This window comes from Psychrobacillus sp. NPDC093200 (assembly GCF_050280345.1).
GTDB lineage: Bacteria > Bacillota > Bacilli > Bacillales_A > Planococcaceae > Psychrobacillus > Psychrobacillus faecigallinarum.
The window spans coordinates 168718-182667 of the sequence record NZ_JBNNVC010000003.1 but is presented as its reverse complement, the minus strand read 5'-3'; the positions used below and the strand labels follow the sequence as shown (position 1 = coordinate 182667).

The window sequence follows — 13950 nt, the reverse complement described above, 5'->3', positions numbered from 1 at the left end:
GAATGCCACGATGAAAATAGAAAAGCTTACAGACACCATTTCTTTACAGCGGTCTATGGAACAGGCAAATATCGATCATGTGACAACTGTACGTGAGGTGATTTCCGATGTGAAAGAAAACGGAGATCAAGCGTTATTCGCTTATACAGAAAAATGGGATGGGGTAAGGCTTTCAAATTTGAAAGTGTCCGATGAGGAGATGGAAGAGGCATTCTTCAGCTTTGAACCTCAGTTAGTAGAAGATTTAAAGGAAGCGACAGATAACATTCGGCTGTTTCACGAGAAGCAAATCAGACAAAATATTGACCTTGCTTTAGAAAAAAACTCGTATATTCAATATAGAATTTCCCCACTAGATGCTGTTGGGTTATACGTTCCTGGAGGAACAGCAGCGTATCCATCCTCTGTTCTCATGAACGCCATTCCAGCACTAGTCGCAGGAGTAAATCGAGTAGTCATCGTATCTCCACCCTCTAAGGACGGGAAGCTACCTGCTTCGGTTTTAGTTGCAGCTAAAATCGCAGGTATTACCGAAATCTATAAGGTAGGAGGAGCCCAGGCGATTGCAGCACTTGCATATGGAACGGAATCCATTAAGCCTGTCGATAAAATCACAGGACCTGGTAACAGCTATGTGGCACTTGCGAAAAGAGAAGTGTTTGGCAAGGTAGCTATTGATATGATTGCAGGACCTAGTGAGATTGCTATTATCGCTGATGATACAGCCTTTGCCGATGAGGTAGCTGCCGATTTACTAGCACAGGCGGAGCATGATCCATTTGCAAGCTCTGTTTTAATAACCACTAGTGAGCGATTAGCACAAAAAGTGTCAGATGAAGTGGAAAGACAGCTACAACTGCTGCCACGTGAAGAAATTGCTCGAGCATCTATTGAAAACTATGGACGCATCTATTTGGCTGAATCGCTACAACAGGCGGTTAAAGCAACAAATGAATTAGCTCCTGAGCATTTAGAGATTATCACAGAAAATGCAAAAGAGCTAAGCGAGCAAATCAGGCATGCTGGGGCTATTTTCATTGGTCGATATAGCAGTGAGCCAGTAGGTGATTATTTTGCAGGAACGAACCACGTACTGCCGACTAATAGTACTGCCCGTTTTTCAAGCGGGTTGAATATAGATGACTTTGTTAAAAAAACAAGCGTAGTTTATTATTCGAAGGAAATGTGGCAGGAGCAATATCCTAAAATCGCTCGCTTGGCTAGACTAGAGCAATTAGAGGGCCATGCACGCTCTGTTGAATCAAGAAGCTGGGAAAAGGAGTTATTAAATGATTAAACAAAGAAACGCTCAAATAGAAAGAATGACAAATGAGACAAAGGTGTATGTAGATATTAACCTAGATGGTGAGGGGAAGGCTGAAATCGAGACAGGTGTTCCTTTTATGGACCATATGCTAGACCTGTTCACTAAACATGGATTGTTTAACGCTAAGATAAAAGCAAATGGTGACACGCATATTGACGATCACCATACGACAGAGGACATAGGCATTGTTCTCGGCCAAGCAGTAAAAGAGGCATTAGGAGATAAAAAGAGCATCAAACGCTACGGTAATGCATTTGTTCCAATGGATGATGCTTTAGCTCAGGTTGTTATCGATATTTCGAACAGACCTCATTTAGAATTCAGAGCACAATTTCCGACACAAAAGGTTGGTACGTTTGATACAGAGTTAGTCCATGAGTTTTTATGGAAGTTTGCACTAGAAGCACGTATGAATGTCCATGTAATTGTTCATTACGGGGCAAATACTCACCACATGATTGAAGCAATCTTTAAGGCGCTGGCTCGTGCCATTGACGAAGCTATTACAATAGATGATCGAGTGAAGGGTGTACCTTCCACAAAAGGTCTACTCACATAAAGGAGGTATATCATGAGTTCGATACAAGTGTATCCTGCAATAGATATGAAGGGTGGTAAATGTGTACGCCTTTATCAAGGGGATTATGACCAAGAAACGATTTATGGAGATTCTCCATTTGAGATGGCAAAAAAGTTCGCAAATGAAGGAGCTACATGGATTCATCTTGTTGATTTAGACGGAGCAAAGGATGGAGAAAAGATTCATGCAAATGAGGTCATTCGAATTGCCAATGAGCTTCCAGTTAAAGTTCAAATAGGTGGTGGGATACGCTCGAAGGAGGATGTTAGCTACTATTTGGATAACGGTGTAAGCCGTGTCATTATTGGAAGTCTTGCTATTTCACAGCCTGAGCTTGTTGCCGAACTGATCGAGGAGTATGGTGGAGACAGAATTGTCATTGGCTTAGATGCAAAAGATGGTATGGTAGCAACTCATGGTTGGCTAGAAACCTCTGGTAAATCTGCAGTTGAAGTAGGCCAATACTTTGCCTCCAAGGGAGCAAAACATGTCATTTTCACGGATATTGCAACAGATGGAACACTACAGGGCCCAAATTTAAAAGCCAATAAAGAACTTGCCGAGGCGACAGGTTTGTCCATTATTGTTTCAGGTGGCATCAGCTCCTTAGAGGACATTGGAGCAGTTGCCGAGTTGGCTAAAATTTCTAGCGTAAGTGGAGTAATAACAGGAAAAGCGTTATACAATAACCGTTTTACACTATCAGATGCGTTACAAAAAATAAATTAACAAGCAATCCTTGAAGGGGAGTTTTTAACATGGCTACATTAACATTTGACGATAAAGGACTAATCCCAGTAATTGTACAGCACGCCGTTACAAGAGAGGTTTTAACGCTTGCGTATATGAATGAGGAGGCTTATGAAAAAACGGTTGAGACGAAGGAAGCATGGTTCTTTAGCCGAAGCAGACAAGAGCTTTGGCACAAGGGAGAAACGTCTGGAAATACCCAACATGTCGTATCGATTCAAACAGACTGTGACTCAGATGCACTCGTACTAGAAGTGCTGCCTAGTGGACCGGCTTGCCATACGGGAGAAGAGACATGCTTTCATAAGAGCTTAGAAAAATTCGAAGAGGCATCTGGCTATAATGTACTTACTAACTTGATAAAAACTATTGAAGAACGTCAACAAACGATGCCAGAGGGAGCCTATACAACTTACCTGTTTGAAAAAGGTGTAGACAAAATATGCAAGAAGGTCGGAGAGGAAGCATCAGAAGTAATTATAGCCTCTAAAAATAACGATGCAGAGGAGCTGAAATGGGAGGCCGCAGACCTCATCTATCACTTGCTTGTTTTATTGCAAAACCAAAATGTAAGCTATTATGATTTATTACAAGTATTGCAAAAAAGACATGAAACGAAATCACATAAAAAATAATACTTTATGATATACTGAGATTATACTGATAAGGGACGTTGTGATAACGTTCCTTATTATTTTTCGGAGGATTATCTTGAATAATAAAAGAAAAAAGAAAATAGACAAAGAAAATATAATTTCATTCTTGCCGACTGGCGAATATTACTATAAAAAAGCATTAGATGAACTTCAAAAGGATGAGTATCAAAAAGCTCATAAGTATTTAAAAAGAGCATCTGATTTAAGCCCGGATGACCCAATGATTTTACTCCAATACGCCATTTTGCAAATGGAATTTGATAAATATGATTATGCTCATGAATTATTAAGAAGTGCCCATGCGCTTGACCCAAACGAAGGGGATATTATATTCTTCTTAGCTGAGGTAAATGCTCATTTAGGAAACTTCATAGAGGCAAATCGCTTTGCCAAAATGTATTTAGAAAAAGAAATAAGCGGAGAATATATGGAGGAAGCGATGGAAATCGTCGACTTTACCGAGCAGGAGGATATCGTATCTCTCCAGCTGGATACTCCATCAAGTGAAGCCTTGTTTTTACAGGAAAAGGCGAGACGTTTAATGGAGCAAGGAAAGTTTGAGGAAGCCGTGGAGCTACTTGAATCTATAATTGCTGATCATCCTGATTTCTGGGCTGCCTTTAATAATCTGGCCCTTGCCTATTTTTATATAGGGGAAGAGGAGCAATCGAAGGCTTTACTGCATCAAGTTCTAAGAGAAAACCCAGGGAACATCCATGCGCTATGTAATCTTGCGGTAATTCATTATTATGAAAAAAATACCGAGGAACTAGATGAAATCATCGAATTCCTGTCCAAGATTAATCCATATTTTATCGAGCACCGATACAAATTAGGTGCTACCTTTGCGTTGATTGGTAAATATGAACAAGCCTTCAAATGGCTGAGAAGCTTACAGAGAAAAGGTTTTGAAGCAGACCCTGGATTTTACTTTTGGCTCTCGCACTCTGCATACTTTGCAGGGCATGAGGAAGTTGCCCGCAATGCTTGGAAGGCACTTTTAAAACTTGACCCTGAAAAAGCAGGCTTCGAGCCTTGGCTACCGCAAATGAAGGATTTAGTGGAGCCAGATAGTGATGAACAAAAGAATTTGATATTGGAAAAGCTACAGGATAAACATATTAGTGAACGTATATTTGGATTCTATCTTTTAGGGAAATCTAGACATCGCCAGGAAATTATTGCCCATCCTAAATGGATTGTAGTGGATGAGCTAACTACTATGGAAAAACTGTTTTTGGCCAATTCATTAGGCCATAAATTTGATGAAAAGTCTCCAGCTGAAAAAGCTTTTTTAAGAGCAATTTCTGCATCTGACTTACTCTATGACGCTCATAAACCATTAGAACAGTCAGATACCTTCCTGTTCCAAATGTGGTTTGTTTTAGTAGAGAGAGCATTAGAACGTGCTTACGCATTTAAAAATCCACGTGCTTTGGCAGCCGCTACGGAGTATATGTTTGCTTCGTCTCGTATGAAAAACGTGACGAAAAAACAGTTTGCCGAGCAATATGGGATTACAACTGCAACACTCACGAAATATGTCAACGAACTCATCCAATTTTTACCTTTTTCTGACTCCTAAGCATATTAGTTGATGAAGGATATAAAATTAGTTAGATTGTTGGTATGTAGTAAGTAGGAGGAATTTAGATGACAACTGAAAAAATATATGACGTAATAATTATAGGTGCCGGTCCAGCAGGCATGACAGCTGCTGTTTACACTTCACGAGCAAACCTTTCCACTTTAATGATTGAGCGTGGAATTCCTGGCGGCCAAATGGCCAACACAGAAGAGGTAGAAAACTACCCAGGGTTTGAAACAATTTTAGGACCTGAGCTTTCCACTAAAATGTTCGACCATGCAAAAAAATTCGGTGCAGAATATGCTTACGGTGACGTGTCCGAGGTAATTGATAATGGAGACTATAAAACAGTTAAAGTAAGCGGAAAAGAATATAACGCGTTAGCAGTCATCATCTCTTCAGGTGCCGAATACAAAAAAATGGGTATTCCCGGTGAGACAGAGCTTGGTGGTCGTGGCGTCAGCTATTGTGCAGTATGTGATGGTGCATTCTTTAAAGGTAAAAACCTTGTAGTGGTTGGAGGAGGAGATTCTGCTGTAGAAGAAGGAGCCTTCCTAACTAAATTTGCTAACAAAGTAACGATTGTTCACCGCAGAGATAAGCTTCGTGCTCAAAAAATCCTGCAAGATCGTGCCTTTGCAAATGAAAAAATTGATTTCATCTGGAATACAACATTAAAAGAGATTCATGGAACAGATGGTAAGGTTTCTAGTGTTACTCTAGTCTCTACAACGGATGGTTCAGAAAAATCATTTGATACAGACGGCGTCTTCGTATATGTAGGAATGCTTCCATTAACTAAACCATTTACTAATCTTGGTATTTTAAACGAAAATGGTTATATCGTGACAAACGAAAAAATGGAAACAACTGTACCTGGAATCTTTGGCGCTGGTGATGTTCGAGACAAGATGCTTCGCCAAATCGTTACAGCAACAGGTGACGGAAGTGTTGCAGCATTATCAGCTCAGCACTATATCGAGCACTTAAAAGATAAAAATACAACAAATGTGTGATTTAATTTTATCTTAATTTAACTGTAACTGTACTGAAATATTAAAGGTGTATATTAAAGTATATAAATTGACCCCCTTTTTATATATGCAAGATTTTGAACAGGCTGTTTTGCGATTTAAGTCGTGAAGCAGTCTCTTTTTGTGTAAGTTCATGTATAATAGAATGTAACTAAAGTGAAAGATGGAGTGACCATACGTGCAAAGAATCGCTAACTTACTTATATGTAAAGACAACAAAGTTCTTTTATTAAAGAAACCACGTAGAAATTGGTACGTAGCGCCAGGTGGCAAGATGGAGGAAGGAGAATCCATTCTAGTTTCTGCGGTACGTGAATTTACGGAAGAAACAAACACAGTGCCTATCAATCCTCATTTAAAAGGTATTTATACTATGGTGATTGAAGAAGACGGTAAGCGTATAGATGAATGGATGTTATTTACCTTTATCGGAACAGATATAGAAGGAACACCATATAAAGAAACTAAAGAAGGTGTGCTTGAATGGCACCCAGTTGAATCCTTACAACATCTTCCGATGGCTGAAGGAGACCGTACTAATCTATTGTTCGCTGTAAAAGAAAAAGGTATGCAGTATGGTACCTTCGTTTATACTCCAGAATTTTCATTGATAAGTGAAACTATTCAGCAATCAGGGGAGGAAATATAAACAGTGGAAGCACAACCAAAGCAAGAAACAGAAGTCGTTATAATAACGGGTATGTCCGGAGCAGGAAAAACAGTAGCTATACAAAGCTTTGAGGATCTAGGATATTATTGCATCGATAATCTTCCACCCGAACTATTAAGTACATTTATAAAGCTAATGATTGAGTCAAACCAGCAACCTCGAAACATTGCTGCTGTCATGGATATGCGAGGCGGAGAAATGTTTCACTCATTGGTGGATTCAGTTAATCATCTTCAGGAAGCAACTTCTGTAACTCCGAAGGTCCTGTTTTTAGATGCACAAGATGAGGTACTTGTCAGAAGATATAAGGAAACTAGACGTTCCCACCCATTGGCTAATGCTGGATTGCCTTTAGAGGGCATCAAAAAAGAAAGAGAGCTTCTCTCTGATTTAAAAGGCAGAGCTCAATTCATTTATAATACTTCAAAGATGAAGCCTCGAGAGCTACGTGAAAAAATTCAAGAGGAATTTTCTTCGAATGGAAGCAAGGTCTTTACGGTGAATGTCATGTCGTTCGGGTTTAAGCATGGAATTCCCATTGATGCTGATTTGGTTTTTGATGTGCGTTTCCTCCCAAATCCTTATTACATAGAGGAGCTTCGTTTGAAATCAGGGTTAAATGAAGAAGTTTCTAGCTACGTTCTAAAATGGGCAGACACGAAGACTTTAATAGAGAAGCTGACTGATCTATTCAACTTTATGATACCGCAGTACAAAAGAGAAGGAAAAACGCAGCTTGTAATTGCCTTTGGTTGTACGGGCGGTCAACATCGTTCTGTTACACTGGCAGAATATTTTGGTAACCTTTTGAAGGCGGATGACGAAACTATAATTACGCATCGAGACGTTACAATTAGGAAGGAATGACTAAATGGGTCGTACAAAACACCGAAAAAAAATAGTCATTTTAGGTGGAGGTACTGGCTTATCAACCTTACTCCGAGGTCTAAAAAAGCTTCCACTAGATATTACAGCTATCGTTACAGTAGCTGATGATGGAGGAAGCTCTGGTAGATTGAGAGATGATTATGATATTCCACCACCAGGTGATATTCGTAACGTTTTAGCAGCATTATCAGAGGTAGAACCGCTAGTAGAGGAAATGTTCCAGTTTCGATTTGCACATTCCAGTGAGCTAGAGGGACACTCCTTAGGAAATCTCATGATAACAGCATTAACCTCTATTACAGGGGATTTTGCTCATGCAATTACTGAAATGAGCAGAGTGCTTAATATACATGGCAAAGTATTGCCGGCTGCCAATCAGCTAGTGACATTACACGCTGAATTTGAGGATAAAACCATTATTACAGGGGAATCTAAAATACCGGACTATGGGAAAAAGATAGAAAAGGTATTTATTACTCCCGCTGATGTAAAGCCTTTACCAGAGGCTGTAACCCTTATTCGCCAAGCGGATATTATAGCTATTGGACCAGGTAGCCTTTATACTAGTATATTGCCTAATCTATTAGTAGAAGATATTCGAAAGGCTGTCATTCGTTCTAAGGCGAAGAAGGTGTATATTTGTAATCTCATGACGCAGGCTGGAGAAACAAATAACTATACTGCCTATGATCATGTAAAGGCGCTTATTGACCATGTAGGAGAAGACTTCCTAGATACTCTTCTTATAAGTAAGGAAGAGATTCCTGAAAACGTTCAATATTTATATAAGCAAGAGATGGCATCACCAGTTAAAATAGATTTAGATAAGCTAGAGACACTAGACATAGATATCGTGAAGAAAGACATTTCCGTCGTATATAATGGCGCAGTGCGACATGATGCAATCGAAGTAGCGAAATGGCTTTTCGAATATGCAGGACAATGAGAATCTAAGAAGATAGGTTCTGCAAGAAAGGGGGAAACGTTATATGTCGTTTGCTTCTGAAACTAAAAAAGAAATGACGCAGGAGGAATCAAAGCCCTGCTGTTCAAAAGCAGAGCTATCTGCGCTCATCCGAATGAACGGATCTCTGTCATTTAGCAATAAAATGCTAAGCCTGGATGTTCAAACAGAGAATGCGGCAATTGCCAGAAGACTGTATACTCTTATCAAATCAATGTATAAGTTAGATGTGGAATTGCTCGTCCGCAAAAAAATGAGATTAAAAAAGAATAATGTGTATATTTGTCGTGTCAGAGAAGGGGCAAAAAGCTTACTAGAGGATTTAATGATTTTGAAGGAAGGTTTTCAATTCGAATACTCCATCTCCCCAGAGCTTGTCAAAAAGAATTGCTGTAAACGAGCATACTTACGAGGTGCTTTTTTAGCAGGTGGCTCTGTAAACAATCCCGAAACTTCATCTTACCACTTAGAAGTATACTCATTATATAAAACACATAGCGACGCATTAGTCGATTTAATGAATTATTATGAATTAAATGCAAAAACAATTGAACGTAAAAAAGGTTTTGTGGCATATTTAAAGGAAGCAGAAAAAATATCTGACTTTTTAAGCATTGCTGGAGCTCATCGTGCCCTCTTGAAATTTGAGGATGTGCGAATCATCCGAGATATGCGCAACAGTGTCAATCGTTTAGTCAATTGTGAAACTGCCAATTTAAACAAAACCATCAGCGCAGCCATCCGACAAGTGGAGAACATCCGCTTTATCGATAACGCAATCGGCTTAGACCAATTGCCAGAGAAGCTACGAGAAATAGCTCGTCTGCGAGTGGAGTATCAGGATGTTACACTAAAGGAACTAGGAGACATGGTGTCCACTGGAAACGTAAGTAAATCTGGTGTCAACCATCGTTTGCGCAAATTGGATGAAATAGCAGATGCATTAAGAAGAGGCGAATCAATTTAAAGAAATGGGGCTAAGGATTATGGCGGAACAACAGGTCGAGGTAAAATTACAATCAGGACTTCAAGCAAGACAAGCAGCATTATTTGTACAAGAAGCTAATCGTTATATTGCAGATGTGTTTTTAGAAAAAGACGATAAAAAAGTAAACGCTAAAAGTATCATGGGTATCATGAGCTTAGCGATAAGCAAGGGTGCTACCATCACTTTAAGTGCTGAGGGCTCTGACGAAGCAGAAGCAGTAGAATCACTAGCTAAATTCATTTCTAAAGCAGAATAATTAATCGTAAGGCTGTTGTATGATCCAGTATGGATTGTATGGCAGCTTTTTTAATATTAATTTTTGGTAGATTTCCGCTATAGGCGGTCGCTTTCCAAGGGGGGTGCGATAAGCCATCACCCGTCGCTTACGCGCGCGGTTGTGATGTCTTATCTGCCTCACTGATCCCACTAGAGTCGCCGCCTGCCGCTACAATCATAGGTTGTGTAGGAAAGAGAAAGTCGTATGGGGAAAAATAAGATATCTAATTTCCGTCATGCTTCACTATTCAATTTTAAGAGAATATAAAGTAAACTCTTTTATGAAGTGATTATAATTTCATTTAAAATTTTTAGGCAATAGTCGGGAGTTGAAAAAATAGATTGCTTTATCTATAAAAAAAACGTGTTCGAAGAAACGAACACGCTCATACTAGGAAGAAAAATCGTTGTTAATGATCTTATCTACGTATTTTTTTGCAGGAACTAGCCCTAAATTTGTTTCATTTCGAACGAATTTGACCATTTCCACTAGGCTACTGCCGTTATTATTCATCTCTAGAATTTGTTTTTCTAAATCCTCGTCACCGGTAAAATGAAGGTCCTGCTGTTCTTCTAATTTTCTAATTTTTCTTTGTAGGCTGAAGGTATAGATGACTAAAAATAGAATGATTAATAAAGAAGTTATTTGATATAGAATAGTTACACAACCTTTCATTACTAAGTTACAAAAAAATCCAAGCGAACAGGAGCTCGCTTGGATTTCATGGCATTATTAGTCTTTTTTCATTTCGCTGCGTGCGATGATATGATCGATTAGACCATATTCTTTTGCACGTTCTGCTGTCATGAAGTTATCGCGGTCTGTGTCTCTTGAAACTACTTCAAGTGGCTGACCAGTGCGCTCAGACATAATATGGTTTAATTTATCGCGTAAGAACAAGATGCGTTTAGCAGCAATCTCGATTTCTGTTGCTTGCCCTTGAGCTCCACCAAGTGGTTGGTGAATCATTACCTCTGCGTTTGGAAGTGCATAGCGCTTGCCTTTTGTTCCAGCAGTAAGTAAGAAAGCACCCATTGATGCTGCCATACCGATACAAATAGTTTGTACGTCTGGTTTGATGAATTGCATTGTATCGTAGATAGCCATACCAGCAGTGATACTTCCGCCTGGGCTATTGATGTAGATGGAGATATCCTTTTCTGGATCTTCCGCTTCTAGGAATAAAAGCTGAGCAACAATAGAGTTTGACACGTTGTCATCAATCGCACTACCAAGCATGATGATGCGGTCTTTTAACAATCTTGAATAGATGTCATAGGCACGCTCACCGCGATTTGTTTGTTCAATAACTGTAGGAATTAAATTCATCCTGGATTGCCTCCTTCAAAGGTGGTTATATTTTTTATTTTTATTTGTGTACTGAGAAATTCTACCTCAGTTGTAACTTTATCATACATGGAATGGTCAAGGAAGGTCAAATATTAAGCTTAGAAATGTTGACTTGAATTATTCCTATTCCATTTGTATAATAGAAAGGTCGCTTGCCCCTGTAGTTTAATGGATATGACGTAAGATTCCGGTTCTTGAGATGGGGGTTCGATTCCCTCCAGGGGCGTCCATAACATTTAGAAACACTCGAATTCTTCGAGTGTTTTTTTATTTACAAGATATGAAAGTATATGCTTTGTCGAGCTTTAGTGCCCTGCATTTTCCTTACTCATTTTTACTTCTCCTTTCATATGATTCAGCATATGCGCCACTACGAAAGTGTAGTATAGGATCATCTGTTAGCTCTATGCCCTCCGGTACAATCGTTGGATCAAAAACAATGTCTTCCTTAGGATGTATTTTATTTTTGATTTCCAAACGACCAATATTCACTTTTCTTCTTTCCTCTGGCCACATATCTGTAGCATCGTTTGGATTATCTCCATCCTCCGCTAAGCGGATAAAGAGATCAAACTCGACTGGCGCCTGGTTTAATCTGTTATCTAGTTCCTCGGTCAAATAATTAGCTGAAAGAGATTTACTTGTCAAAGCAGGGTCCTTTGTTTCTTTAACAGGAACCCATTCATATTTAATCGCCTGACGAACACCGTCTTTATTGACGAAATAGAAGGCATGTATAGGATAATAATGGAGCTCTGCGTAACTTATTGGCGGCTGTTTTGCCTGCTCTTTAATGATTTGTATTACGTTTTTGCTATGTGGATATTTTTTAGAGAGCAGCTCTACCATGGCAAGACCTCTATCAATAGTTTTGATTCCTGTTTTTTCATCAGTGAATATTTCAATCATATCTATAAATTCTCTAGGGCTGCTAGTGACAAACATAGGCACAGTAGCACTCACTAAATTGGTGATACTGCCATCTGCTAGCTGAAATTGAACAGCCAGTCCTTTTGCCGGGGTAAGATAATCTATCGAAGCAGGGTTAGGCGGGCTATTGGAAAAACGGATGGTTGCGGAGACAGCTTCTCTATGAAGGTGAGGCGCTACAGTGTAAGGTACCGCATTGCCATTCGGATGAAATACCGCTTCATACATATCTCCCTTTGCATGGGCTCTTCTTGCTCCAGGAAATTTTCCTTGAATTTGTTCGAGTGCATCCACCGCTTCCTTTGGAGTTAAATCCTCTTTATGTAATTGTTCCATGTTTTTACCTCCTTTTTTATTGCAGTCTATTCATCATTACCACTCTTTTCCTATATTAAACCCACAAAACGGGAAGAAAGCTTTCGGGGAAACTTCTAAAGATAGTTTTTATAATTAATGAATTAGATTCGCATATTCGGAATAAAGTAATAATAGAAACTTAGAAAAGATAAAAGGGAGGGGGTGAGAGAGTTGCTAATGAAAAAATCCATACACCTGCTAGTTAGTATAATATTTGTTTCTCTATTATTACCGGTAACGACAGGAGCCGCATCTAACATTCCTAATGTTCCGAGAGATTCCTATTTAGTAGATTTAGAAGGTTATCTAGCTGATGAAACTAATCTAGAAATAGAGCGATTAGGAAGCAGATTGAAACAAGGAACCACTGCTCAAATGGTTGTCATGATTATCGATAATATAGGTGATCAGTCAGCAGAACAATTCAACATGGAGGTCATACGTGAAAATAAAATAGGAAGTGTTAGAAAGAAAAATGGAATTGTTATTTTGATTGAGGCAAATCCTATCAATCAAGGAGGGCCGACAGTTGAAATAACAGTAGATCGCGATTTAGAGGAAGCGATATCGTACGAAAAAGTAGACCGTATAATTGATCAATATACTATGCCTTATTTGAATCAAGGCTTTATCGACGAGGCAGTTCTCTACACATACCAGGCTTTATACAATGAAGTAATAGGAGAATATGGTTTGAAAGAGGAAACTATACAACCACAAGTTTATACAACTAGCAATACTAATCGGTTGTCTATTCCTACTGTTGTGGTAATTGCACTAGTAATCTTTCTCCTTTATAGGATGATAAATAGGAACAGGGGTCACGAGCACAAATAGTAATCTATACTGCATATCCAATTTTTTATTATTCTGATAAAATATAAAAAGAGAGGGGATGTAGAGATGAAACTAGTAGAGATAAACGAGGATAACTGGCGTAAAATTGTCTTTCTATCAACTAACGAGGACGGCAAAGCAACTATAGTAGAAAAATTTGTAGCATCCAATGCATTATCCATCGTTCAATCAGTCTATGAAACTGGTTGGATTACAAGAGGGATAGAGGTTGAGGACAAGCTTATTGGCTTTACGATGTACGGATTAGATGAAGAAACTTCAAACTACTGGCTATGCCGATTTATGATCGATCATCAGAGTCAAGGTAAAGGCTATGGCAGAAAAGCAATTGAGCTAATCTTGAACGAAATAAAGCAGCTTGATGGTTGTGAAAGCATCTATTTATCAACCGAGCCAGATAACGAAGCAGCCATCAAGCTATACGAAAGCCTCGGCTTCCAAAAAACAGGCAAGCTTAATGAGGGAGAAGCGGAGTTTATGCTAAAAGTCTAGGACAAGGGGAGAGCGAGGGCTCTTCTTTTTTTGTTGAGGGGATTGTAGTAAACTAGGCCATGATTGTAGTAAAAAGTGATGGGTTTGTAGTAAAAACGGAGAGAAGACTGATCGAGAAAATGGATTGTCGTAAAACACGAAGGCATTGTAGTAAACTAGGCTGTGATTGTCGTAAAACATCAGGCGATTGTAGTAATCTAGAGTAACATTGTCGTAAAACAGCTCCCGACAACAAAAAAAC

The 13950-nt window shown here is 39.1% G+C and carries 17 protein-coding genes and 1 tRNA gene; 15 read left to right on the top strand and 3 right to left on the bottom strand.

The window, feature by feature from the left end:
* Positions 1 to 10: 10 nt before the first annotated feature.
* The 11 genes from hisD to ACQKNZ_RS14360 all read left to right on the top strand — a co-directional run bounded on the left by hisD (position 11) and on the right by ACQKNZ_RS14360 (position 9701).
* Entirely contained in the window at positions 11 to 1297 is a 1287-nt protein-coding gene (gene hisD, locus ACQKNZ_RS14410) for a histidinol dehydrogenase (RefSeq protein ID WP_427660362.1), read from the top strand.
* Positions 1290 to 1886: an imidazoleglycerol-phosphate dehydratase HisB gene (gene hisB / locus ACQKNZ_RS14405; protein WP_151113122.1), complete on the top strand. Its 597-nt coding sequence runs from the start codon at positions 1290 to 1292 to the stop codon at positions 1884 to 1886. The genes hisD and hisB overlap by 8 nt, the downstream gene beginning before the upstream one ends.
* A gap of 12 nt (positions 1887 to 1898) precedes the next feature.
* Positions 1899 to 2636, top strand: coding sequence for a 1-(5-phosphoribosyl)-5-[(5-phosphoribosylamino)methylideneamino]imidazole-4-carboxamide isomerase (hisA, locus tag ACQKNZ_RS14400; protein ID WP_191697637.1), 738 nt, complete (start codon positions 1899 to 1901; stop codon positions 2634 to 2636).
* A gap of 29 nt (positions 2637 to 2665) precedes the next feature.
* Positions 2666 to 3292, top strand: a complete 627-nt coding sequence (gene hisIE / locus ACQKNZ_RS14395) for a bifunctional phosphoribosyl-AMP cyclohydrolase/phosphoribosyl-ATP diphosphatase HisIE (protein ID WP_144538971.1) — start codon at positions 2666 to 2668, stop codon at positions 3290 to 3292.
* 76 nt (positions 3293 to 3368) lie between these two features.
* Positions 3369 to 4898: a tetratricopeptide repeat protein gene (locus ACQKNZ_RS14390; RefSeq protein WP_229654023.1), complete on the top strand. Its 1530-nt coding sequence runs from the start codon at positions 3369 to 3371 to the stop codon at positions 4896 to 4898.
* Between the two features lie 68 nt (positions 4899 to 4966).
* Entirely contained in the window at positions 4967 to 5917 is a 951-nt protein-coding gene (gene trxB / locus ACQKNZ_RS14385; protein WP_144538969.1) for a thioredoxin-disulfide reductase, read from the top strand.
* A 196-nt stretch (positions 5918 to 6113) separates the two neighbouring features.
* Entirely contained in the window at positions 6114 to 6584 is a 471-nt protein-coding gene (locus tag ACQKNZ_RS14380; protein WP_144538967.1) for an NUDIX domain-containing protein, read from the top strand.
* A 3-nt stretch (positions 6585 to 6587) separates the two neighbouring features.
* Positions 6588 to 7472, top strand: coding sequence for an RNase adapter RapZ (gene rapZ / locus ACQKNZ_RS14375; RefSeq protein WP_144538965.1), 885 nt, complete (start codon positions 6588 to 6590; stop codon positions 7470 to 7472).
* A gap of 4 nt (positions 7473 to 7476) precedes the next feature.
* Positions 7477 to 8439: a gluconeogenesis factor YvcK family protein gene (locus tag ACQKNZ_RS14370; protein WP_427660357.1), complete on the top strand. Its 963-nt coding sequence runs from the start codon at positions 7477 to 7479 to the stop codon at positions 8437 to 8439.
* A gap of 43 nt (positions 8440 to 8482) precedes the next feature.
* Positions 8483 to 9424: a DNA-binding protein WhiA gene (whiA, locus tag ACQKNZ_RS14365; protein WP_144538961.1), complete on the top strand. Its 942-nt coding sequence runs from the start codon at positions 8483 to 8485 to the stop codon at positions 9422 to 9424.
* A 19-nt stretch (positions 9425 to 9443) separates the two neighbouring features.
* Positions 9444 to 9701 (top strand): HPr family phosphocarrier protein, encoded by a 258-nt coding sequence (locus ACQKNZ_RS14360; protein WP_144538959.1) that lies wholly within the window; start codon positions 9444 to 9446, stop codon positions 9699 to 9701.
* A gap of 411 nt (positions 9702 to 10112) precedes the next feature.
* Here ACQKNZ_RS14360 and ACQKNZ_RS14355 read toward each other — a convergent pair whose 3' ends face one another.
* A complete protein-coding gene (locus ACQKNZ_RS14355; RefSeq protein WP_427660355.1) occupies positions 10113 to 10397 on the bottom strand; it encodes a hypothetical protein in 285 nt (94 codons plus the stop codon).
* Between the two features lie 57 nt (positions 10398 to 10454).
* Complete coding sequence (gene clpP, locus ACQKNZ_RS14350; RefSeq protein ID WP_144538955.1) at positions 10455 to 11051, bottom strand: ATP-dependent Clp endopeptidase proteolytic subunit ClpP; 597 nt, start codon at positions 11049 to 11051, stop codon at positions 10455 to 10457.
* Positions 11052 to 11226: 175 nt separating this feature from the next.
* Here clpP and ACQKNZ_RS14345 point away from each other — a divergent pair.
* Positions 11227 to 11298: transfer RNA gene (locus ACQKNZ_RS14345), tRNA-Arg, on the top strand.
* Between the two features lie 98 nt (positions 11299 to 11396).
* On the opposite strand, the gene ACQKNZ_RS14340 is transcribed toward ACQKNZ_RS14345, so the two are convergent.
* The gene (locus ACQKNZ_RS14340) at positions 11397 to 12338 is read right to left on the bottom strand and encodes a catalase family peroxidase (protein ID WP_427660352.1); all 942 of its coding nucleotides are present in this window, start codon (positions 12336 to 12338) and stop codon (positions 11397 to 11399) included.
* Between the two features lie 198 nt (positions 12339 to 12536).
* Here ACQKNZ_RS14340 and ACQKNZ_RS14335 point away from each other — a divergent pair, with 198 nt between their 5' ends.
* From ACQKNZ_RS14335 to ACQKNZ_RS14325, 3 genes are all read left to right on the top strand, one after another.
* Positions 12537 to 13196, top strand: coding sequence for a TPM domain-containing protein (locus tag ACQKNZ_RS14335; RefSeq protein ID WP_427660350.1), 660 nt, complete (start codon positions 12537 to 12539; stop codon positions 13194 to 13196).
* Between the two features lie 66 nt (positions 13197 to 13262).
* The gene (locus ACQKNZ_RS14330) at positions 13263 to 13709 is read left to right on the top strand and encodes a GNAT family N-acetyltransferase (RefSeq protein ID WP_191697643.1); all 447 of its coding nucleotides are present in this window, start codon (positions 13263 to 13265) and stop codon (positions 13707 to 13709) included.
* A gap of 59 nt (positions 13710 to 13768) precedes the next feature.
* Positions 13769 to 13915, top strand: a complete 147-nt coding sequence (locus ACQKNZ_RS14325; RefSeq protein WP_427660348.1) for a hypothetical protein — start codon at positions 13769 to 13771, stop codon at positions 13913 to 13915.
* The last annotated feature ends 35 nt before the right edge of the window (positions 13916 to 13950 follow it).

Coding starts and splice junctions, on each gene's coding strand:
- ACQKNZ_RS14335 (WP_427660350.1), top strand. CDS start 12,537: ATGAAAAAATCCATACACCTGCTAGTTAGTATAATATTTGTTTCTCTA.
- hisA (WP_191697637.1), top strand. CDS start 1,899: ATGAGTTCGATACAAGTGTATCCTGCAATAGATATGAAGGGTGGTAAA.
- trxB (WP_144538969.1), top strand. CDS start 4,967: ATGACAACTGAAAAAATATATGACGTAATAATTATAGGTGCCGGTCCA.
- whiA (WP_144538961.1), top strand. CDS start 8,483: ATGTCGTTTGCTTCTGAAACTAAAAAAGAAATGACGCAGGAGGAATCA.
- ACQKNZ_RS14330 (WP_191697643.1), top strand. CDS start 13,263: ATGAAACTAGTAGAGATAAACGAGGATAACTGGCGTAAAATTGTCTTT.
- ACQKNZ_RS14355 (WP_427660355.1), bottom strand. CDS start 10,397: ATGAAAGGTTGTGTAACTATTCTATATCAAATAACTTCTTTATTAATC.
- hisD (WP_427660362.1), top strand. CDS start 11: ATGAAAATAGAAAAGCTTACAGACACCATTTCTTTACAGCGGTCTATG.
- hisIE (WP_144538971.1), top strand. CDS start 2,666: ATGGCTACATTAACATTTGACGATAAAGGACTAATCCCAGTAATTGTA.
- hisB (WP_151113122.1), top strand. CDS start 1,290: ATGATTAAACAAAGAAACGCTCAAATAGAAAGAATGACAAATGAGACA.
- ACQKNZ_RS14370 (WP_427660357.1), top strand. CDS start 7,477: ATGGGTCGTACAAAACACCGAAAAAAAATAGTCATTTTAGGTGGAGGT.
- ACQKNZ_RS14340 (WP_427660352.1), bottom strand. CDS start 12,338: ATGGAACAATTACATAAAGAGGATTTAACTCCAAAGGAAGCGGTGGAT.
- ACQKNZ_RS14325 (WP_427660348.1), top strand. CDS start 13,769: ATGATTGTAGTAAAAAGTGATGGGTTTGTAGTAAAAACGGAGAGAAGA.
- clpP (WP_144538955.1), bottom strand. CDS start 11,051: ATGAATTTAATTCCTACAGTTATTGAACAAACAAATCGCGGTGAGCGT.
- ACQKNZ_RS14360 (WP_144538959.1), top strand. CDS start 9,444: ATGGCGGAACAACAGGTCGAGGTAAAATTACAATCAGGACTTCAAGCA.